This is a genomic window from Streptomyces sp. NPDC020192 (genome assembly GCF_044388685.1).
Lineage (GTDB): Bacteria > Actinomycetota > Actinomycetes > Streptomycetales > Streptomycetaceae > Streptomyces.
This window is the reverse complement of sequence record NZ_JBIRXG010000009.1, coordinates 216,198-236,747: the sequence shown is the minus strand read 5'-3', so window position 1 is coordinate 236,747 and position 20,550 is coordinate 216,198. Positions and strand designations below refer to the sequence as shown.

The window sequence follows — 20,550 nt, the reverse complement described above, 5'->3', positions numbered from 1 at the left end:
GAGGGCGACGACGGGGCGGCCGTTGACGAAACGATCAGGCGCGGGCGGCCAGCTCCAGGGCTCGGTCCAGGGCCGTGTCGGCCGGGCAGGGGACGTCGGGGAGGACGCCCGTACCCTCCCAGTTGGTGCCGGAGACGGGATTGACGGAGCGGCCGACCGGGATCGCGGCCTCCAGGTGCGGGTGGACGGTCCAGCCCTCGCGCGGGTGCGCACCGCCCCTGGTGGTCTCCCCCACGATCGTCGCCCGGCCCAGCTGCTGGAGGTCGTAACTCAGTTCCTCGGCAGCGGAGAAGGTGCTTCCGCTGGTGAGCACACACACCGGCTTGGTGCCGCCGAAGCGCGCGCCCGGGACGTACGGCAGGCTCCAGAACTGGTCGTACCGCTCCCCCACGCGCGCGTACTGGGTGTTCAGGTGCGTGCGCTCGTCCAGCAGGTAGCTGCACACGAAGGCCACCGTCTCCGGATCACCGCCGCCGTTTCCCCTCAGGTCCAGGATCAGGCGGTCCGCGCGCGAGACCAGGGTGAGCGCGGCGGAGAGCGGTTCGGCCGCCCAGGCGAGCGGGAAGAGCGAGGGGGCCAGTTCCAGCAGGGCGGTGCCGCCGGACAGCAGTTCCACGCGCGGGACGCCACCCAGAGAGGCGTCGAACCGGCGGCGCATGGCGGCCAGGGTGGCCTCGCCCTGCTCCGGCGGGACCGGCTCGGTGTGGTACTTCAAGCACAGGTGCGGATCGTCGTTCTCCGACTGGAGGTCGTCGGTGACCCTGGCGCCGAGTTCCTCGGCGGCGTCGGTGTCGTACGCCCCTTCGGCCAGCCGGTGGCGCAGCAAGGCGGCGAGCCGCGCACCGACTTCCGGGAAGACGTAGTGCTCGGTGACGAGACGGGCGGTCTCCTCGACGACTGCGGGAACGTCGGTGACCGGGGCGGGAGTTGGGGCGGGACTCGGCGTCAGTGTCGTCATGGCGGCAGTAGAACAGCGGCCTTGCGAAAGCGTCAAGGAAATTGGACGCTTACCGTATGACCGAACCGGAGCCGGCCACACAGGGCGCCGACGGCGTGCTGGACATCTCCGCACCCGAGCAGTTCGCCGCGCTCGCTCATCCCCTGCGCCAGCGGCTGCTCTTCGCGCTGACCCACGAAGCCGCCACGATCAGCCAGTTGGCGGTGCGGCTCGGCGTGGCCAAGGGGAGCGTGGCGCACCATCTGAAGACGCTGCACACGGCGGGGCTCGTGCACATCGCCGAGACCCGCACGGTCCGGGGCGGCACCGAGCACCGCTACCGGCGCACCGGCCGGCGCCTGCGGGTCACCGAGCCGCGCCCGGCCGACCGGGCGGCGCTGCTGAACGCCGTAGCCCAGGAGGTCGACCGCTTCCCCGAGGAGCACCTGCTGAGCCTGCGTCACCTGCGGCTGAGCCCCGAACGGGCGCGTCGGCTGCGCGAGACGCTGGCCGAGCTGGTGGACGGCGTGGAGGAGCACGGTCCGGACCAGCCGGTGCACGGTGTGCTGGTGGTGATGTACGAGCAGCGGGAGCGGCCCTGAGCCGGCCGATGTCTCAGAACCTGGAATTCCGCCCCACGCGCGCGTGCCGGCTCCAAGCTGACCGCATGGTGGACACGTCTCTCTACGCGGCGTTCCTGATCGCCGCTTTCGCACTCTGCGTCACCCCGGGGCCCGACATGATGTTCATCGTGGCGGTGGGCGGCCGGGGCGGACCCCTGACCGGACTGACGGCGGCCGTCGGGGTCGCCTGCGCGATGTTCGTGCACACGGTCGCCGCGGCGCTCGGGCTGTCGGCGCTGTTCCTGACCCTGCCGACGCTGTACCACGTACTGCGCTGGGCCGGCGCGGCCTATCTGCTGTTCCTCGCGTTCAAGGCGTTCCGCGGCGACGGCGGCGCCGGGACGGAGTCGGAGGCGGATCCGGGGCGCGGGCGCCGGCGGGCGTTCTGGCGGGGAGCCGTCACCAACCTCCTCAACCCGAAGGTGATTCTCTTCAACGTCTCCTTCCTGCCGCAGTTCGTGAATCCCGAGCTGGGGCACGTGCGCGAACAGTTCCTCGCCCTGGGGTGCACGATCACGCTGATGGGCGTACTGGTCGACGGCTCGGTCGGACTGCTCTCCGGCAAGCTCGCCACACTGCTGCGGCGCAGCCGGCGGGTGGCCCGGGGCCTGGACTGGTTCAGCGGGACGGTGTTCGCGGGGCTCGCGGTGCGGCTGGCGGTCACGCCGATGTGACAGGTCCGCAGGAAAACTGGGCTGTCAACTGTCGGTTGACAGTCGAGGGGGTGCAACCTACGGTTGACACATGGCGACCAACCCGAACATCACGGCATCCGTACGCCTCGACGACCTCATCGAGGCCATCAAGAAGGCCCACTCCGAGCCCCTCGAACAGCTCCAGGACGCGGTGATCGCCGGCGATCACCTCGGTGACGTGGCCGACCATCTGATCGGCCACTTCGTCGACCAGGCCCGCCGCTCGGGCGCGTCCTGGACCGAGATCGGCAAGAGCATGGGCGTGACCCGGCAGGCGGCCCAGAAGCGGTTCGTACCGAAGGAGTCCGCCGACCTCGACCCCAGCCAGGGCTTCAGCCGCTACACCCTGCGCGCGCGACAGGTGGTCATGTCCGCGCACAGCGAGGCGGTGGCCGCCCGCAACCCCGAGGGCCGCCCCGAGCACCTGGTCCTCGGACTGCTGGCCGAGCCGGAGGGCCTGGGGGCCAAGGCGATCACCGAGCAGGGCGTCCTGCTGGACTCCGTACGACAGGCCGCGACGGCCGCGCTCCCGCCCGCCGCGGACGACGTACCCGACCTCATCCCCTACGGCCCCGACGCCAAGAAGGCCCTGGAACTCACCTTCCGCGAGGCCCTGCGGCTCGGCCACAACTACATCGGCACCGAGCACATCCTGCTCGCGCTCCTGGAACAGGAGAACGGCAAGGGCGTCCTCAGCGACCTCGGCATCACCAAGACCGACACCGAGAAGTACGTCGCCAAGGTGCTGTCACTGCTGGTGGAACAGAACGAGGCGGCGGAGGGGGAGGCGGCGGGCGAGCAGGCCTCCTCGGACGGCTGAGGGACCACTGAGGGACGACCGAGCCGACGGGAACACTGCGACCGCCGCCCCCTGCGACCACCGCCCCGACCTCCTCGGGCACTGAAATCGCAGGTCAGAGGATTGTCAGACCCGGCTGCCACACTCGCAGTCATGACCGACCGGTGGGCGCTCGCTCCGGCCGAGGACGGTGGCGTGGACGTCGCCCCCCTCGGCCCGGACGGGCTGCCCGCCGGGCCGGTGCGGCGGGAGAGCGATCTCGCCGGGGCGGTGCGGAGCCGCCCGGAGGTGACGCGCTGGGTGTGGCGGTCCACCCCCGAGGTCTACCCGCGTCTGCTCGCCACGGGGGTGCGAGTGGAGCGGTGCTACGACATCGAGGACGCCGAGACACTCCTGCTGGGCCACGAGGGCCGGCACGGCGAGCCGCGTTCGGCCGCCGCCGCCCTGGCCCGCCTCCGGGGCGGCCCCGTACCGCCCGACCCGCCGCTGCGCGCGGCCGAACCGGGCGCCCAGTCCCCGCTGTTCGAGCCCACCGGCGCCACCCGCCTGCCCCTGACCGACCTCCTCGCGGTCTACGCCGAGCAGCTCCGGCGGCATGAGCGGACCGCCCACTCCGACCGGATGCGGCTGCTGACGGCCGCCGAGTCGGCCGGGATGCTGGTGGCCGCGGAGATGAACCACGCGGGGCTGCCGTGGAGCGCCGAGGTCCACCGCGAGCTGCTGCACGGCCTGCTGGGCGAGCGGTACGCGGGCGGGGGCGAGCCGCGCCGCCTCGCCGAACTGGCCGACGGGGTGTCCACCGCCTTCGGCCGCCGGGTGCGCCCGGACCTGCCCGCCGATGTGATCAAGGCCTTCACCCAGGCCGGGATCAAGGTGAAGTCCACCCGCCGCTGGGAGATCCAGTCCGTCGACCACCCGGCCGTCGCCCCCCTGCTGGAGTACAAGAAGCTGTACCGCATCTGGGTGGCGCACGGCTGGTCCTGGCTCCAGGACTGGGTGCGCGACGGCCGCTTCCGCCCCGAGTTCCTCGCCGGGGGCACGGTCACCGGGCGCTGGGTGACCAACGGCGGGGGCGGGCTGCAGATCCCCAAGGTGATCCGCCGGGCCGTGGTCGCCGACCCCGGCTGGCGGCTGGTGGTGGCCGACGCCGACCAGATGGAGCCGCGCGTGCTCGCCGCCATCTCCCGCGACCCCGGTCTGATGGAGGTCGCCGGCCGCGAGAGCGACCTCTACCAGTCGGTCTCCGATCACGTCTTCTCCGGCGACCGCGACCAGGCCAAGCTCGCCGTGCTCGGCGCGGTCTACGGCCAGACGTCCGGCGACGGTCTGAAGAACCTCGCCGCGCTGCGCCGCCGCTTCCCGAAGGCCGTCGCCTACGTCGACGAGGCCGCCCACGCGGGCGAGGAGGGCCGGCTCGTGCGCACCTGGCTGGGCCGGACCTGCCCACCGGCCGCCGGTGTCGGCGAGGACACGGCGGAGGAGGCGGGCATCCCCGTCGGCGAGGACGACCCCGACACCCAGGCCGCCTGGGTGCCCGGCTACGCCTCCTCCAACTCCCGCGCGCGGGGCCGCTTCACGCGGAACTTCGTCGTCCAGGGAAGCGCCGCCGACTGGGCCCTGCTGATGCTCGCCGCGCTCCGCCAGGCCTGTGCGGACCTCAAGGCCGAGCTGGTCTTCTTCCAGCACGACGAGGTGATCGTGCACTGCCCCGCCGAGGAGGCCGACACCGTCGTGCGGGCCATCCGCGCCGCGGCCGACCTTGCCGGACGGCTGACCTTCGGCGAGACACCGGTGCGGTTCCCGTTCACGACGGCGGTGGTGGAGTGCTATGCCGACGCCAAGTGAGTGGGGATCAGGGCCTCTTGGGCAGGTCGGCGAGCAGCAGCGTGCGCAGCTCGCTCAGCACCGTCTGCTCGTCGGTGCCGTCCAGCGCCGCGAGCGCCGTGCGCCAGGCGTCGTACGCCTCCGCCCGCCGCCCCTGCTCGCGCAGCAGCAGCCCGTACTGGTGCCGGGCGAGACCGCCGATGTACCGGTCGGCGCGGGCGTCGGCCCGCCGCAGCAGCTCGGCGCAATCGCCGGCCGCCCGCTCGGTCGCGCCGAGTTGACGCAGCGCGCGGACCAGGCCGAGCCGGGTCTGGGACTCGCCGTGCCAGTCACCGGCGCCGCCGAGGATGCGCAGGCTCTCCTCGAAGTGCTCCGCCGCGGCGGCCGGTTCACCGAGGGTGAGGTGGGCGTAGCCGATGTTGCAGTGCGCCGAGTGCTGCACGATGACGGCGCCGATCGCGTCCCCGATCGCCAGCGAACGCCGATGCTGCTCGATGGCGGCGCGCGGGTCGGTGTGCTCGTAGAGGTTGCCGAGGTGGCTGTGGGTGACGGCCTCGCCGTAGAGATCGTTCAACTGCCGGGAGTACGCGAGGCTCTGCCGCAGCGCCTCCCCGGACTCCTCGAACCGTCCGAGCCCCTCCAGCAGCAGCCCGCGGTTGTTCAGACAGCGCCGGATCCGCGAGGCCACGCCGAGCCGCCGCCAGATCACCAGCGCCTGGTCGGTGAGCGCGAGGGCGTCCTTCTGCCGGCCGGTCAGGAAGTGCAGGCCCGAGAGGTCGCCCAGCGCGTACGCCTCGGCCGCCGCGTCCCCGAGCCACCGCGCCACCTCGAGCCCGGCCCGCCCCAGCACCTCCATCTCGGCGACGCGCCCACCGCGCTGCACGTAGGGGAAGAGCAGCCGCGCAAGCACAGACAGATAAGCGGCCCGACGCGCATCGACGGTGCCCGCGTTCCGCTCCACCAGGGCGACGACGTTCTCCAGCTCCACCTCACCCCACCCGAAGGCCTGATCGGCGGACTCGAACGACCCCAGCTCCGCCACATCGGCCGCGTGCTCCACCGGCTGCGCGGACGTCGCCCGCCGCCGGTCCTCCAGATCAACCCCGGGCTCCACAACCGCCTCGAGCATCCGCTCGGCCACAGCGGCATACCAGCGGAGGGCGGCGAGATCTGGGGCAGAGGTGTCGGCCACGTCGCCAGGGCGGCCGACGTCCCGCTGCACACCGGGAACTGAGCCGACGTCCAGGACGGCATGAGCGGGAGCACCGATGGAGACGGCCCGGTGGGCGGCGTCCGCAGGCGCGCCGCGACGCGCACCGGTGCCGGGGTGGGCGGGAGCAGCGCTGTCGCCCCGGCCGGTGTCGGCCCGCTCCACGCCTCCGCGCGCCCCGGAGTTCGCATGGGCGCCCGGAATCCCTCCCCCGATCCCCCGTTCCATGTCCGCCAGTTCGCGGGCGAAGTCGCGGACCAAGTCGTGGGGGGTGTAGCGGCCGTAGGCCGTTTCCTCCAGGAGGGCGACGTCCACCAGGCGGTCGAGGGCGGCCTCGGCGCGGCGTGCGTCGGTGCCGGTGAGGCGGGCGATCAGGGGGGCGCCGTAGGTCGGCAGGTCGAGCGCGCCGATGCGGCGCAGGGCGAGGGCCGCGTCCCGGTCGGCCTCGCGCCCGGCGGCGGCGAGCGCGTCGTGGGCGACGGCCAGGGACCGCCGTACGCTCAGGTCGTCGTACTCCAGGTGCCGCAAGCGGCCGCCCGTCTCAGCCAGTTGGCCCGCCAGCACCTCGGGGGTAAGGGCACGCCGGGCGGCCAGCCGGGCGGCGACCACGCGCAGCGCCAGCGGGAGCCGGCCGGTCAGCTCGACCAGCGCGTGTCCGGCGTCCAGCCCCTCCCGTCCGCTCACCGCGCGCAGCAGCGCCGCGCTGTCCTCGCCGGTCAGCGGGGTGAGCGGGAAACGCCGGGCGCCGTCGAGGGCGGTCAGCGGCGAGCGGCTGGTGACGATCACGGCACAGCCGGGCCCGGCCGGCAGCAGGGGCCGTACCTGGGCCGCGTTCGCCGCGTCGTCCAGCACCAGCAGGATCCGGGCCGGAGCGAGCAGCGAGCGGAGCAACGCGGCCGCCGCGTCCGGGTGTTCGGGAATGCTGCGGGGCTCGGCGCCCAGGTCCCGGAGCAGCGCGGCCAGGGCCTGCGTGCCGGTGAGCGGGGTCATGCCGGGGGTGGCGCCGTGCAGGTTGACGTAGAGCTGACCGTCGGTGAAACGTTCCCTCAGCTCATGCGCGACATGCAGGGCGAGCGCGCTCTTGCCGACACCCGCCATGCCGCTGATCACGGCGATGGCGGGAGCCGGGACGGGCGGTTCGGTGAGCGCGTGCCGCAGCTCACGGCGCGCGTCGGCCCGCCCCGTGAAGTGGGCCGGCGGAGCGGGGAGCTGGGCCGGGCGCGGGGTCTGCAGCGCGGCCGGTCCGCTCTCCCCCGGCCGGCCGCGCCCGCGCTCCTCCTCGACGACGGCAAGCACGTCACCCTGGCCCTGCGACGGTTGACGGACCGATTCCTCAGCACCTCCTTGCTGCTCCTCGCCACTCCCCCGCAGCACCTCGACATGCGCCTCCCGGACCGCCGGGCCGGGTTCGATGCCGAGCTCCTCGACCAGACGGGCACGCAGGTCACGATGGACGGCGAGGGCCTCGGCCTGGCGGCCGGTGCGGTGCAGGGCCAGCATGAGCTGACGGTGATACACCTCGCGCAGCGGATGCTCGGCGACGAGCGCCGCCAACTCCGGCACGAGCGCGGCCAACCGTGCGCCACCGAGAGCGAGTTCCGCGTCGTAACGCCACTCCAGCAGGAACAGCCGCGCCTCCACCAGACGCTGCACCAGCGCATAACCGCCGAAGTCCGCCGGGAGCCCGCTCAGCGGGGTGCCGCGCCAGAGCGCGAGCCCGGCCGTGCACGCCCCGACGACGCCCGACCACTCCCGCCGGGCATGCGCGGCACGCGCCTCGGCGACCCGGGCATCGAAGACGTGCACGTCCAGCTCGCCGTGGTCGACGCGCAGTACATACCCCGGCGGTACGGCCCTGAGCCGCTCGGGGTCGTCCAGGAGCCGGCGCAGCCGGGTGACGTGGTTGTGCAGGCTGGCCTGCGCGGAGACGGGCGGCGCCCCGCCCCACAGGGCGTCCTTCAGCGACTCGACCGACACGACCCGGCCCGTCTCCAGCAGCAACGCGGCGAGCAGGGCACGCACTTTGGGGCTGCCGATGGCACGGACGTCGTTGTCGGGAGCGTCGTCGGAGCTGTGAGCCGAGGCGCCGACGGGGCTGTCGGCCGAACTGTCGGCCGAGGGCTTGTACGACATCTCGTACGACGGTCGGTCGTACAGGACCGGCGGTCCCAGCAGGCCGAACCGCAGCCCGTACCGCCGCATCACGCCGCTCCACTGCCTTCCCGCACGGTCGGGTCCGACCATGCTCCGCGGCGGGCGCGTGCCCGCCGTTCCCTGGCGGAAATCCGCCTGCCCACAACGGTTTCCCGCCACCTTCCTACCTGCCGCCCCGGCCTCCGACCGGTCTGGCTGGACGGCCCGTCTCCGGTACGCTCGGCGAGTTTCGGCCAGCCGGTGCGCAACCTGCCGACGAACCGTTGGCCACATGTTAGCGATCCGTTGGCGAAGCCTGATGTGATCATTTCCATCGGATCCGGCCCACGGCGCGCGCGTGTGCCGCGTAACTCGGGGGAGTGTCGCCGCAGGCTGGATCCGGGGACGCAAGGGGCCCCGGTCGGCGGAGGTGAACGACCGGGGCCCCGTCCCGTCTTCTGCTGAGCCGACAGGGCTCAGATCACCGGCGGGCGCCCGAGCCGGCTGAGCCGCCACACCGTCCGCCAGCGCATGGGCCGCCGCTCGCCGGCCGGTTCCCGCAAGCCCTCCATGAACCCGGCGAACCACGCCTTCAGCCCCGCCGGCGAGCGGGTACGGGCGAGGGTGAGGAGCGTCCAGACGCCGAGATGCACGGGGACGAGGGGCAACGGCAGCCGGCGGCGGACCAGCCAGACGCGGTTGCGGGCGTTGACGCGGTAGTAGATGGCGTGCCGGGCCGGCGAGGTCTTGGGGTGCTGGAGCAGCAGTTGGGGGGCGTAGAGGATCTTCCAGCCGGCGTCGGCGGCGCGCCAGGCGAGGTCGGTCTCCTCGTGCGCGAAGAAGAACTCGGCCGGCCAGTCCCCGGTCTCGGCCAGCATCGCCGTGCTCAGGGCGTGCCCGCCGCCGAGGAACCCGGTGACATAGCCGCCGCGCATCGGATCCGACGTGCCCACCCGGGGCACGTGCCGCTGCTGGGTCTCCCCGTGCTCGTCGGCGATGCGGAACCCGACGATGCCCAGGCGCGGATCGGCGGCGTACAGGTCGCGCACGCGGCGCAGCACATCGGCGTCGACGAGCAGCCCGTCGTCGTCCAGCTCGACGACGACATCGACGTCCCCGAACTCGCGCAGCCGGGCGAGGGCCACGTTCCGGCCGCCCGGGCAGCCGAGGTTCTCCTCGACGTCGATGGTGGTGACCTCGCCGGGCAGGGAGAGCCGGCGGGCGAACTCGGGCAGCCGGCAACCGTTGCCGACGATCACGATGCGGACGGGGGCGAGGTCCTGCTTGGCCACGGACTCCAGCAGGGCGTCGACTTCGGCGGGCCGATTGCCCATGGTCACCACGGCGACGGCAATCCTCGGCTCCACCACGTCCCTCACCCCATCCGGCCGACGGCGTCACCGCACCCTGACCGCGCGGCGCCCACCGTTCACCAAGATGTTGCCTCACCTCCGCGGGTTCACCTGATCCGGATTCACTTTGCGGCCCTTTTGCTCCGCTTTTGTCAGGACCTTCCCTCAACGCCGGGCGGAAACGACGAACCCCCGGGTCGGAGGTGATCCGACCCGGGGGTCCAGTGGAGCCGCCTTCGGGATTCGAACCCGAGACCTACGCATTACGAGTGCGTTGCTCTGGCCATCTGAGCTAAGGCGGCGCGCTGTCCGCACTATGGTGCGATCAGCAACGTCGGTAAGTCTACACAGTTTCCGGGGGCGCTCTGACCACGCCCCGGAAGGGTGGGCTCCGGGGCGGGTGGCAAGGGGCGTGAGCAGCGCATTCGTTGCGCTACGAGCAGCGCTTTCCGGCGGCCGGTGGGGTGCCGTCGAGCAGGTAGGTGTTGATCGCGGTGTCGATACAGGTGCTGCCGCGGCCGTAGGCGGTGTGGCCGTCGCCACCGAAGGTCAGCAGGCGCGCCGAGGAGAGCTGGCGGGACAGGGACTGGGCCCAGTGGTAGGGGGTCGCCGGGTCGCGGGTGGTGCCGACCACGACGATCGGCGCCGCGCCCTTCGCCTCGATGCGGTGCGCCGCGCCCGCGGCCTTCACCGGCCAGTACGCGCAGCTCAGCGCGGCCCAGGCCAGGGCGTCACCGAAGACCGGGGACGCCTTCTCGAACGCGGGGAGGGCCTGCTTCACCTGGTCGGGGCCGGTGAAGGCGGGCGGCAGGTCCAGGCAGTTCACGGCGGCGTTGGCCATCATCAGGTTGCTGTAGTGGCCGTCCGCGTCCCGTTCGTAGTAGGTGTCGGAGAGCGCGAGCAGACCGGCGCCGTCGTTCTCCTTCATCGCCGAGGTCAGCGCCTCGCGCAGCTGCTCCCATCCCGCCTGGTCGTACATCGCCGCGATCACCCCGGTCGTGGCCAGTGCCTCGCCGAGCTTGCGGCCGTCCGCGTCGCCCGTCGGGACGGGGTGCGCGTTCAGCTTGCGGAAGAACGCCTTGAGGGTGGCGCCGGCCTGCGCGGGCGTCGTGCCCTTGCCGCCGAGCGGGCAGTCGGACCGCCGTACGCAGTCCTTCGCGAACGCCTGGAACGCCGTCTCGAAGCCCGTCGTCTGGTCCAGGTTCAGCGTGCGGGCGTCGACGGAGGGGTCCATCGCGCCGTCCAGGACCAACCGGCCGGCCCGGTCGGGGAACAGACCCGCGTAGGTCGCGCCGAGGAACGTGCCGTACGACGCTCCCACGTAGTTCAGTTTCGGATCACCCAGCACCGCCCGGAGGATGTCCATGTCCCGTGCCGCCTCGACGGTGGAGACGTGGCGCAGCAGCCGCGCCGAGTGCGCGCCGCAGCTCTCGTCGAACGTCTTGTCCGCCGCGACCAGCGCGTCCTGCTCCCGCTGGTCGTCGGGCGTCAGGTCCGTCTGCGTGTACGCGTCCATCTGACGGCCGTCGAGGCACTCCACGGGCTCGCTGCGGGCGACGCCCCGCGGGTCCATCGCGACCATGTCGTAGCGGGCGCGGACGTCCGCCGGGTACCCGACGCCCGCGTAACTCTGCAGGTAGGCGACCGCCGAGCCGCCCGGACCGCCCGGGTTGACCAGCAGCGAACCGATCGGCCTGCCCTTGCCGGTGGCCTTCTTGCGGGTGACGGCGAGCCGGACGTCACCCGCGCCGGGCTTGTCGTAGTCCAGCGGGGCCTTCATCGTCGCGCACTGGAAGCCGGAGGCACCGCAACTGCGCCAGCGCAACCGCTGGGTGTAGTACGACGACAGCTCCGACGGCGTCGCCCGCGGCAGCGCGGCCAGCGCCGCGTCCGCCGTGCCGGCCGAGGTGGTCGAGCTGCCGGGAGAACAGGCGGACACGAGCAGGGCGGCGGCCGCGAGGACGGTGGCGGTGAGGCGGGCCGTCGCCCGGGAGCAGGCGCCCCGAGTCCGGCGGAGGGATGGCCTGGTGTGCATCAGGCGAGCGTAACGCTGCGCGATGAGCTGAGTGCGGTGCGTGGGGACGATGTGCTCGTACGAGGGACACGGGAGGGCGTGGGTGGTGGTCCGGCTGTGGGTTGTGCTGTGGAGCGGTCCGGGCGGAATCGCATGCGCCGTGGGCTCCGTCACCCCGCCCGCAGCGCCATCGTCATCGCCTCCACCGCCAGCAGGGGGGCCACATTGCGGTCCAGGGCCTCTCGGCATGCGGCGATGGCCTCGATACGGCGGAGGGTGGACTCGGCGCTGCTGCCGTGGGCGAGTCGTTGCAGGGCGTCCTCGGCATCCGCGTTGGCGATCGCCACGCGGGAGCCGAGCTGGAGGGCGAGGACGTCTCGGTAGAAGGCGGTGAGGTCGCCGAGGGCGATGTCGAGGCTGTCGCGCTGCGTGCGCGTTCTGCGGCGCTTCTGCATGTCCTCGAGGTCCTTCATCACGCCCGCCGTGCCGCGCGGCAGCCGGCCGCCCTGGGCCGCGCCCAGCGCCGCCTTCAGCTCCTCCGTCTCCTTGCCGTCCATCTCCTCGGCGAGCTGCTTGGCGTCCTCGGCGGCCGCGTCGACCAGCTCCTGGGCGGCCTTGAGGCAGGCGCCGACCTCGTCGAGGCGCAGCGGCAGCTTCAGCACGGCGGCGCGGCGCTCGCGGGCCGCCGGGTCGGTGGCCAGGCGCCGGGCGCGGTCGACGTGGCCCTGCGTGGCGCGGGCGGCGGACGCCGCGACCTCGGGCTCGATGCCGTCCCTGCGTACGAGCATGTCGGCGACCGCGTCGACGGACGGCGTACGCAGGTTCAGGTGGCGGCAGCGGGAGCGGATCGTGGGCAGGACGTCCTCGATGGAGGGGGCGCAGAGCAGCCAGACCGTGCGCGGGGCGGGCTCCTCCACGGCCTTAAGGACGGCGTTGGCCGACTTCTCGTTCAGCCGCTCGGCGTCCTCGACCAGGATGATCTGCCAGCGGCCGTTCGCCGGCGAGGTGAACGACTTGCGGACCGTGTCCCGCATGTCCTTCACCAGGATCTCGGAGCCGACCGCGGCCACGGTCGTGACGTCCGCGTGCGTGCCGAGCAGCGCGGTGTGGCAGCCGTCGCAGAAGCCGCAGCCGGGGGAGCCGCCGAGGGCGCGGTCGGGGCTCACGCACTGCAGGGCCGCGGCGAAGGCCCTGGCCGCCTGGTTACGGCCCGCTCCGGGCGGGCCCGTGAACAGCCAGGCGTGCGTCATCTTCGACGCCTCGGGCAGCGGCTCGTCGGCCGCGGCGGCGGTGACGAGGGCGTCGGCATCCCGCGCGGCGGCGTCGAGCACCGCGCTCACCTTCTCCTGCCCGACGAGGTCGTCCCATACGGTCATGGGTCACGCCGCCCTTTCGTCACACTCCGCGTTCCTGCCCTCCATTGTGCGGGCGGGCACTGACAACGCGGTCCGACCGCCCTTTCAGCGGCCGCCGGAACGCGCGAGGGCGGCGCCGGTCGTCCTGTGACCCGCGCCGCCCTGTGCTCCGCCGTACCCGGCAGGAAGCAGCATGCTCGCCATATCCGCGGGGACCGGCCGTCAGCTTCGCCGGCCCCTGCGGCCCTGCTCCTCGTCGTGGCCGTAGTCCCGCTCGTCGTACGAACCCAGCAGCTCGTCCGCCAGCGATGGCAGGTCGTCCAGCGGAGTCTCCTCGGCCCAGTCGGAGCGCGGCCGGCGCCGCGGCCTGCCGTCGGCGTCGAGCTGGGGCATCTCGCGCGTGCGGTCCTCGGAACCGTCGGGGCGCGCGGCGGGCCGCTCGTCCCGGAAGAAGCCGGACGGCACCCGGTCCGCCGGGGCGTCCCCCGGCACGGGCGGCACGCCACCCCGTACGGGCGGCAGTACAGCTGTCTCGTCGGCGGCACCCGGAGCCACCGGCGGCAGTACGGCCGTCTCCTCGGGGGAGACCGGCGGCAGCACCGCCGTCTCGTCCGCCGCGCCCGGAACCGCCGGCGGCTGCGGCAGCTCGGCCGTCACCTCGGTGTCGGAGCCGGCTCCGGGACGCTCGTCCCGAGCACCCGCCGCCCGGTCATCAGGCTTCCCGGCCTTGTCGGCCCCGTCCTCCCGAACCGGACGCAGTACGGCCGTCTCCTCGACGCCCCGCTCGTCCTTCTCGTCCTTCCCGAGCGACACCACGGGCGTCGGCACCGTCTCCTCGGTGCCGCGCGGGTCCGGCGACACGACCGGTGTGGGAACCGTCACCGCCTCCGGCATCACGCCCGGCGCCGTCGGCAGGGCGGCGCTGGACCTGCGGGCCGCCGTGTCGGCCGCCGCCGCGGCCTCGGCCGCCTGCCGGCGGGCCTCCTCGGCACGCAGCAGCGCCTCCTCGGCCTTGCGCTGCTTCTCCAGGCGCCGGGCCTCCTCCTCGGCACGGAGGCGGGCCTGCCGGGCCTCCTCCTCCGCGCGCAGCCGGGCCTCTTCCTCGGCCTGCCTGCGGCGCCGCTCCTCCTCGGCCCTGCGGCGGGCCTCCTCCTCGGCGCGGGCCTTCTCCTCGGCGAGCAGCCTCAGCCGCTCCTCCTCGGCGCGCCGGGCGGCCTCCTCGGCCCGCTGCCGGGCCTCCTCCGCCTGTCGTTCGGCCTCGCGGCGCTGTGCCTCCTCCAGCTCGCGGCGCTTGCGCTCCTCCTCCTCGGCACGGAGCTTGGCGAGCTGTTCCTGGCGCTCGCGCTCCAGGCGCTCCTCCTCGGCCTTGCGGGCGGCCTCTTCCTCGGCCTTCTTCCGCGCCTCCTCCTCGGCCTTCTTCCGCGCCTCCTCCTGGGCCTTGATCTCGGCCTCGGACAGCGGCAGCACGGTGTCGAGCCGGTGCCGGATCACGGTCGTCACCGACTCGGGCTCCTGGCCGGCGTCCACCACCAGGTAGCGGCCGGGGTCGGCGGCGGCCAGCGTGAGGAAACCGGACCGCACGCGCGCGTGGAACTCCGCCGGCTCCGACTCCAGCCGGTCCGGCGCCTCCGTGAAGCGCTCCCGGGCGGTCTCCGGGGAGACGTCCAGCAGGACGGTGAGGTGCGGGACGAGCCCGTCGGTCGCCCAGCGGTTGATGCGGGCGATCTCGGTCGGGGAGAGGTCGCGGCCGGCGCCCTGGTAGGCGACGGACGAGTCGATGTAGCGGTCCGAGATGACGACCGCGCCGCGCTCCAGGGCGGGCCGTACGACGGTGTCGACGTGCTCCGCGCGGTCGGCGGCGTACAGCAGCGCCTCCGCGCGGTGCGACAGGCCCGCCGAGGACACGTCCAGCAGGATCGAGCGCAGCCGCTTGCCGACGGGCGTGGCCCCCGGCTCGCGGGTGAGCACGACCTCGTGGCCCTTGGCGCGGATCCACTCGGCGAGGGCCTCGGCCTGGGTGGACTTGCCGGCGCCGTCGCCGCCCTCCAGGGCGATGAAGAAGCCGCTCGCGGCCGGTGCCTCGACCGGGTCGTCGCCGCCGAGCAGCGCGTCCCTCAGGTCCTGGCGCAGCGGGATGCCGGAGCGGTCGTCGACCTTGGCGAGCACCAGCGCGGCGACCGGCAGCAGCAGCGCGCCGACCAGCATCAGCGTGAAGGAGGCGCCGCCGTGTGCGAAGACGAACCGGCCGTTCTCCAGACGGTGCCGGCCGATGAGCCCGGCGACCACGGGCGCGATCAGGACGCCGAGCGCTATGCAGACGCGGACCACCGCGTGCAGATGCTCGGTGACCCGCGCGCGGCGGAAGTCCTCGGTCTCCTGGTCGAGCAGGGAGTGCCCGGTGTTCGCGGCCACGCCCGCGGTGACGCCGGCGATCGTGACGATCAGCAGCACCGTCGTGACGTCCGGGACCAGGCCGGCGGCCAGCAGGGCGATGCCGGTGAAGGCGATCGCGAGGGCGAGGAGCCTGCGGCGCGAGAGCGAGGGCAGCAGCGCCGGGGCCGTGCGGATGCCGACGGCGACGCCGCCGGTCAGGCCGAGGACCAGCAGGCCGTACAGGACCGGGCCGCCGCCCAGGTCGCTGGCGTGCAGCACGCACACCGCGACGGCGGCGGCGATGGCGCCCGCGACGGCGGCGCAGGCCGGGACGAGCAGCGGGATCGCGCCCGTACGGCCCTTGTCGACACCGGTGCCGGTGCGCGGGCGGCGCAGGCCCTCGAGCGGCGACCGCGGGCGCGGGGTACGCACGGCGGGCAACTCGAGGGAGGTCAGCACGGACAGGGAGGCGGCGAACAGACCCGCCGCCACATACGACCCCAGGGCCGCGTGGTGCTGATCGAACCAGGCCACGCCGGTGCCCAGCAGGTTGTTGAGCAGTCCGGCGACGACCAGCACGGCCGCGGCCAGCGGGACGGCCAGGAAACCGGTGCGCAGCGACAGGCGGCGCAGGGCGTCCATGTGGTCCGGCAGTGGCCGTACGGTGGCGCCCTCCGGGGGCGGCCCGGGCAGCAGGGCGGGGGCCGCGCTCTCCCTGCACACCGTCCACAGACGCTCTACGACGCCGGTGACGAAGGCGGTGGCGAGGAGGACGGCCAGGGCGTTGCCCGGCGTCCAGTCGATCCACAGGGGCGCGACGATCAGCAGCAGGGCGCGCACGGTGTCGGCGCCGACCATGGTCCAGCGCCGGTCGAGCGGGCCCTCCTGGCCGGTGACCGACGTCAGCGGGCCGAGCAGGACGGCGCCGAAGAGCAGCGTGGCGAGCACGCGCGCGGCGAAGACCGTCGCCACTGCGAACGCCACGCCCCGGTAACCGCCGCCGAACGGGGTCTGGGCGACCGCCGCCTGCAGGACCAGGACGACCAGGACGAGAAGGGCGAGGGCGTCGCCGACACCGCTCACCAGATGCGCGCTCCACAGGCGCCGCAGCTCCGGGCGGCGCAGCAGGGAGCGGACGGCGCGCTCGCGGGAGTCCGCGACCAGGGCGTCGTCCGGGGCTGTGGTGGGGGCCGTTGGCTGCTCGGCTCGCGTCATGCCTTCAGCCTATCGGCAGCCACCGACACCACACGTCGCCTCTCCTGGCATGCGAACGCCCCGACACCAAAGTGATGCCGGGGCGTTCGCATTGCGAAGCCGAACGGAGGAGCGAAAGCCGCTCAGTCCTCCGTGCCCGAAGCCGTCGCCTTGGCGGCGGTCGCCTTCTTGGCCGTGGTGGTCTTCTTGGCGGCCGTCGTCTTCGCCGCCGCGGTGGTCTTCTTCGCCGCCGTCTTCTTGGCCGCGGTCTTCTTCGCCGGGGCCGTCTTCTTGGCCGGCGCCTTCTTCGCGGCCTTCTTGGCGGGCCCCTTCGCGCGCTTCTCGGCGAGCAGCTCGAAGCCGCGCTCCGGGGTGATCTCCTCGACGCTGTCGCCGGAGCGGAGGGTCGCGTTGGTCTCGCCGTCGGTGACGTACGGGCCGAAGCGGCCGTCCTTGACCACGACCGGCTTGCCGGAGACCGGGTCCTCGCCCAGCTCCTTCAGCGGCGGCTTGGCGGCGGCCCGGCCACGCTGCTTGGGCTGGGCGTAGATCGCCAGCGCCTCCTCCAGCGTGATCGTGAAGAGCTGGTCCTCGGACTGCAGCGAGCGCGAGTCCGTGCCCTTCTTCAGATACGGGCCGTAGCGGCCGTTCTGCGCGGTGATCTCCTGGCCCTCGGCGTCGGTGCCGACGACGCGCGGCAGCGACATCAGCTTCAGCGCGTCGTCGAGCGTCACCGTGTCGAGCGACATCGACTTGAAGAGGGAGGCCGTGCGCGGCTTGACCGCGTTCTTGCCGGTCTTCGGGGTGCCCTCGGGGAGGATCTCCGTGACGTACGGGCCGTAGCGGCCGGCCTTGGCGACGATCTGGTGGCCCGAGACCGGGTCGGTGCCCAGCTCGAAGTCGCCGCTCGGCTTGGCCAGCAGCTCCTCGGCCAGCTCGACGGACAGCTCGTCCGGCGCCAGGTCGTCCTGGATGTCGGCGCGCTGGTGCTCCTCGGTGTCCTTCTCGCCGCGCTCGATGTACGGGCCGTAGCGGCCGACGCGGAGCACGATGCCGTTGCCCACCGGGAACGACGACACCTCGCGCGCGTCGATCGCGCCCAGGTCGGTCACCAGCTCCTTGAGGCCGCCGAGGTGGTCCCCGTCGCCGTTGCCCGCATCGGCCGCGGTGCCGTGGCCAGTGCCCTCGCCGAAGTAGAACCGCTTCAGCCACGGCACGGCCTTGGCCTCGCCGGCCGCGATGCGGTCGAGGTCGTCCTCCATCTTGGCGGTGAAGTCGTAGTCGACGAGCCGCCCGAAGTGCTTCTCCAGGAGGTTGACCACGGCGAAGGACAGGAAGGACGGCACCAGGGCCGTGCCCTTCTTGAAGACGTAGCCGCGGTCGAGGATCGTGCCGATGATCGACGCGTACGTCGACGGGCGGCCGATCTCGCGCTCTTCCAGCTCCTTGACCAGGGAGGCCTCGGTGTAGCGGGCCGGGGGCTTGGTGGCGTGGCCGTCGACCGTGATCTCCTCGGCGGACAGCGCGTCACCCTCGGCGACCTGCGGCAGCCGGCGCTCGCGGTCGTCCAGCTCGGCGTTCGGGTCGTCGGCACCCTCGACGTAGGCCTTCAGGAAGCCGTGGAAGGTGATCGTCTTGCCGGAGGCGCTGAACTCGACGTCCCGGCCGTCGGCGGCCGCGCCACCGATCTTCACGGTCACGCTGTTGCCGGTCGCGTCCTTCATCTGGGAGGCGACGGTCCGCTTCCAGATCAGCTCGTAGAGCTTGAACTGGTCGCCGGTCAGGCCGGTCTCGGCGGGAGTGCGGAAACGATCACCCGAGGGGCGGATCGCCTCGTGGGCCTCCTGCGCGTTCTTGACCTTGGCGGCGTACGTGCGCGGCTGCGGGGGCAGGTAGTCGGCGCCGTAGAGCTGCGTGACCTGCGCGCGGGCCGCCGTGATCGCCGTGTCGCTCAGCGTCGTGGAGTCCGTACGCATGTACGTGATGTAGCCGTTCTCGTACAGCTTCTGGGCGACCTGCATGGTCGCCTTCGCGCCGAAGCCGAGCTTGCGGCTGGCCTCCTGCTGCAGCGTCGTCGTACGGAACGGGGCGTACGGCGAGCGGCGGTACGGCTTGGACTCGACCGAGCGCACGGAGAAGCGGGTGTTCTCCAGGGCGACGGCGAGGGCGCGGGCGGTCGCCTCGTCGAGGTGGAGGGTGTTCTCGCTCTTGAGTTGTCCCAGGGAGTCGAAGTCGCGGCCCTGCGCGATCCGCCTGCCGTCGACGGTCTGCAGGCGGGCGACCAGCGACGACGGGTCCGACGGGTCTCCCGCGCGGCCGGTCGCGAAGGTGCCCGTCAGGTCCCAGTACTCAGCAGAACGAAAAGCGATGCGGTCGCGTTCCCGCTCCACGACGAGTCGTGTCGCGACGGACTGGACACGGCCGGCCGACAGCCTGGGCATGACCTTCTTCCACAGGACCGGCGAGACCTCGTAACCGTAGAGACGGTCGAGGATACGGCGGGTCTCCTGGGCGTCCACCAGCTTCTGGTTGAGCTGGCGCGGGTTGGCGACGGCCTCGCGGATCGCGTCCTTGGTGATCTCGTGGAAGACCATCCGCTTGACGGGGATCTTCGGCTTGAGGACCTCCTGGAGGTGCCAGGCGATCGCCTCGCCCTCCCGGTCCTCATCGGTGGCGAGGAAGAGCTCGTCGGAGTCCTTCAGCAGGTCCTTGAGCTTCTTGACCTGGGCCTTCTTGTCCGCGTTGATCACATAGATCGGCTGGAAGTCATGGTCTACGTCCACACCGAGGCGGCGGACCTCGCCGGTGTACTTCTCCGGCACCTCCGCGGCGCCGTTGGGAAGGTCGCGGATGTGCCCGACGCTCGCCTCGACGATGTAGCCGGGGCCGAGGTAGCCCTTGATCGTCTTCGCCTTGGCAGGCGACTCGACGATGACGAGTCGGCGGCCGCCGTGTGCGGTCTCGCTGGTCGGGGACAACTTCGCTCTTCTCTCCGGTCGACGCTGTGGCCTCCCCAGGGCCTTCGTCCCGGGGTCGCGGCGTACTGCTGGCACGTGTGACGCTGCGGAGTGTGACGGTACATCCCGCCCCCGTGTCAAACGGGAAAAGCCCACAACGGCCACTCGAACGGTAACCCGACTACCGCCATTCCTGCCGCCCGGACCACCGGGTACCCAGGTGAGGCCTGTCCGGAGCGTGACGCTCCCCTTACTCCCGCGACATGCTCCCCACGGTGCCCCGGCCGACGTCAGAGGCGGGTCAGGCAGTACACACCGAGGGCCAGCGCGACCGTCCCGGCCACGCTCGCGAGGGTGGCCGATGCGACCTGGTTCACACCCTGGGCCACCGGCTCCCGGCGCCGGACGCGCGTGCCGGTCCAGGTCAGCAGGGCGGCTCCGAACAGGGCGAACACCACTCCCGCGAAGATCGCCGGTCCGCTCTCCATCCCCCGCACACCCCTTCCGCGCCGTCCGGCTCCGCCCAGCGGGGAGGGTGGCACGCGCGGGAGGCGAGCGGGCGACATCGGGGTGAACTGCGGGTCGACGTGATGTCGAACACCTGATCGAGATTGTTCCCCGCGGATCGGGCGCCCATACTTTTCCGGCCTTTTTGCCGACCCGCCGCGTCCCACGCCCCACAGCCGCCCGCTCCGGTCCCGTGTCACCGGCATACGACGATGATCCCGACCCGACGCCGAAACGATCCGACCGCGCCTACGACGGCAGGGGCACAGGGGGTACGGCACCTGCCCCGGGACGGCACACACGCGCCGCCCTTCGGGCTCCGGCAGCGGACCCGCCCCGCCGGTTCAGCCCGCAGACGCACCCGCCGACGACTCCTCCGCGGGCCCAGCCACCCGGCTCGTCCCGCGAGCCCGGTCGGCACCCGGCCGGCTTCCGCGCGGTCTCGGCCCGCCGCCCACGTCGCGCGTTCGCCCCACCGGCCCGGCCCGCCCGCTCGGCATGGCCAGCCGGGCCTGCGCAGCACGGCAGGCCCAGCTCGACCCATGGCTGAGCCCAGCCCTGGGCCCGCCCTCGGCCC

12 protein-coding genes and 1 tRNA gene are annotated in these 20,550 nt (G+C 73.0%); 4 read left to right on the top strand and 9 right to left on the bottom strand.

Annotated elements, in window-relative coordinates:
* Positions 1-34 precede the first annotated feature (34 nt).
* Entirely contained in the window at positions 35-958 is a 924-nt protein-coding gene (locus ACH47Z_RS19685; RefSeq protein WP_399075202.1) for a S41 family peptidase, read from the bottom strand.
* A 56-nt stretch (positions 959-1,014) separates the two neighbouring features.
* Between ACH47Z_RS19685 and ACH47Z_RS19680 the strand changes: the two genes are divergently transcribed.
* From ACH47Z_RS19680 to ACH47Z_RS19665, 4 genes are all read left to right on the top strand, one after another.
* A complete protein-coding gene (locus ACH47Z_RS19680) occupies positions 1,015-1,539 on the top strand; it encodes an ArsR family transcriptional regulator (protein WP_399075200.1) in 525 nt (174 codons plus the stop codon).
* 65 nt (positions 1,540-1,604) lie between these two features.
* Entirely contained in the window at positions 1,605-2,234 is a 630-nt protein-coding gene (locus ACH47Z_RS19675) for a LysE family translocator (protein WP_399075198.1), read from the top strand.
* A gap of 70 nt (positions 2,235-2,304) precedes the next feature.
* The gene (locus ACH47Z_RS19670) at positions 2,305-3,075 is read left to right on the top strand and encodes a Clp protease N-terminal domain-containing protein (RefSeq protein WP_399075196.1); all 771 of its coding nucleotides are present in this window, start codon (positions 2,305-2,307) and stop codon (positions 3,073-3,075) included.
* Positions 3,076-3,207: 132 nt separating this feature from the next.
* Positions 3,208-4,899, top strand: coding sequence for a bifunctional 3'-5' exonuclease/DNA polymerase (locus tag ACH47Z_RS19665; protein ID WP_399075194.1), 1,692 nt, complete (start codon positions 3,208-3,210; stop codon positions 4,897-4,899).
* 7 nt (positions 4,900-4,906) lie between these two features.
* Here ACH47Z_RS19665 and ACH47Z_RS19660 read toward each other — a convergent pair whose 3' ends face one another.
* From ACH47Z_RS19660 to ACH47Z_RS19625, 8 genes are all read right to left on the bottom strand, one after another.
* On the bottom strand, positions 4,907-8,290 hold the full coding sequence (locus ACH47Z_RS19660) for a BTAD domain-containing putative transcriptional regulator (RefSeq protein WP_399075192.1): 3,384 nt from the start codon (positions 8,288-8,290) through the stop codon (positions 4,907-4,909).
* 407 nt (positions 8,291-8,697) lie between these two features.
* On the bottom strand, positions 8,698-9,591 hold the full coding sequence (locus ACH47Z_RS19655; protein ID WP_399075190.1) for a glycosyltransferase family 2 protein: 894 nt from the start codon (positions 9,589-9,591) through the stop codon (positions 8,698-8,700).
* 207 nt (positions 9,592-9,798) lie between these two features.
* Positions 9,799-9,875 (bottom strand) — tRNA-Thr (locus ACH47Z_RS19650).
* A 131-nt stretch (positions 9,876-10,006) separates the two neighbouring features.
* Positions 10,007-11,608: an alpha/beta hydrolase gene (locus ACH47Z_RS19645; RefSeq protein WP_399075188.1), complete on the bottom strand. Its 1,602-nt coding sequence runs from the start codon at positions 11,606-11,608 to the stop codon at positions 10,007-10,009.
* Positions 11,609-11,757: 149 nt separating this feature from the next.
* Positions 11,758-12,963 carry a DNA polymerase III subunit delta' gene (locus ACH47Z_RS19640; protein WP_399075186.1) on the bottom strand — a complete coding sequence of 402 codons (1,206 nt, stop codon included), beginning with the start codon at positions 12,961-12,963 and terminating at the stop codon, positions 11,758-11,760.
* A 201-nt stretch (positions 12,964-13,164) separates the two neighbouring features.
* Positions 13,165-16,530, bottom strand: a complete 3,366-nt coding sequence (tmk, locus tag ACH47Z_RS19635) for a dTMP kinase (RefSeq protein WP_399075184.1) — start codon at positions 16,528-16,530, stop codon at positions 13,165-13,167.
* A 122-nt stretch (positions 16,531-16,652) separates the two neighbouring features.
* Positions 16,653-19,487, bottom strand: coding sequence for a type I DNA topoisomerase (gene topA, locus ACH47Z_RS19630; protein ID WP_399075182.1), 2,835 nt, complete (start codon positions 19,485-19,487; stop codon positions 16,653-16,655).
* Positions 19,488-19,756: 269 nt separating this feature from the next.
* On the bottom strand, positions 19,757-19,954 hold the full coding sequence (locus ACH47Z_RS19625) for a hypothetical protein (RefSeq protein WP_399075180.1): 198 nt from the start codon (positions 19,952-19,954) through the stop codon (positions 19,757-19,759).
* Positions 19,955-20,550: the final 596 nt, after the last annotated feature.

What these genes read in the sequence shown, in the direction of transcription:
- ACH47Z_RS19675 (WP_399075198.1), top strand. Translation starts at nt 1,605, where the DNA reads ATGGTGGACACGTCTCTCTACGCGGCGTTCCTGATCGCCGCTTTCGCA.
- ACH47Z_RS19660 (WP_399075192.1), bottom strand. Translation starts at nt 8,290, where the DNA reads ATGCGGCGGTACGGGCTGCGGTTCGGCCTGCTGGGACCGCCGGTCCTG.
- ACH47Z_RS19685 (WP_399075202.1), bottom strand. Translation starts at nt 958, where the DNA reads ATGACGACACTGACGCCGAGTCCCGCCCCAACTCCCGCCCCGGTCACC.
- ACH47Z_RS19680 (WP_399075200.1), top strand. Translation starts at nt 1,015, where the DNA reads ATGACCGAACCGGAGCCGGCCACACAGGGCGCCGACGGCGTGCTGGAC.
- ACH47Z_RS19640 (WP_399075186.1), bottom strand. Translation starts at nt 12,963, where the DNA reads ATGACCGTATGGGACGACCTCGTCGGGCAGGAGAAGGTGAGCGCGGTG.
- ACH47Z_RS19625 (WP_399075180.1), bottom strand. Translation starts at nt 19,954, where the DNA reads ATGGAGAGCGGACCGGCGATCTTCGCGGGAGTGGTGTTCGCCCTGTTC.
- tmk (WP_399075184.1), bottom strand. Translation starts at nt 16,530, where the DNA reads ATGACGCGAGCCGAGCAGCCAACGGCCCCCACCACAGCCCCGGACGAC.
- ACH47Z_RS19670 (WP_399075196.1), top strand. Translation starts at nt 2,305, where the DNA reads ATGGCGACCAACCCGAACATCACGGCATCCGTACGCCTCGACGACCTC.
- ACH47Z_RS19665 (WP_399075194.1), top strand. Translation starts at nt 3,208, where the DNA reads ATGACCGACCGGTGGGCGCTCGCTCCGGCCGAGGACGGTGGCGTGGAC.
- ACH47Z_RS19645 (WP_399075188.1), bottom strand. Translation starts at nt 11,608, where the DNA reads ATGCACACCAGGCCATCCCTCCGCCGGACTCGGGGCGCCTGCTCCCGG.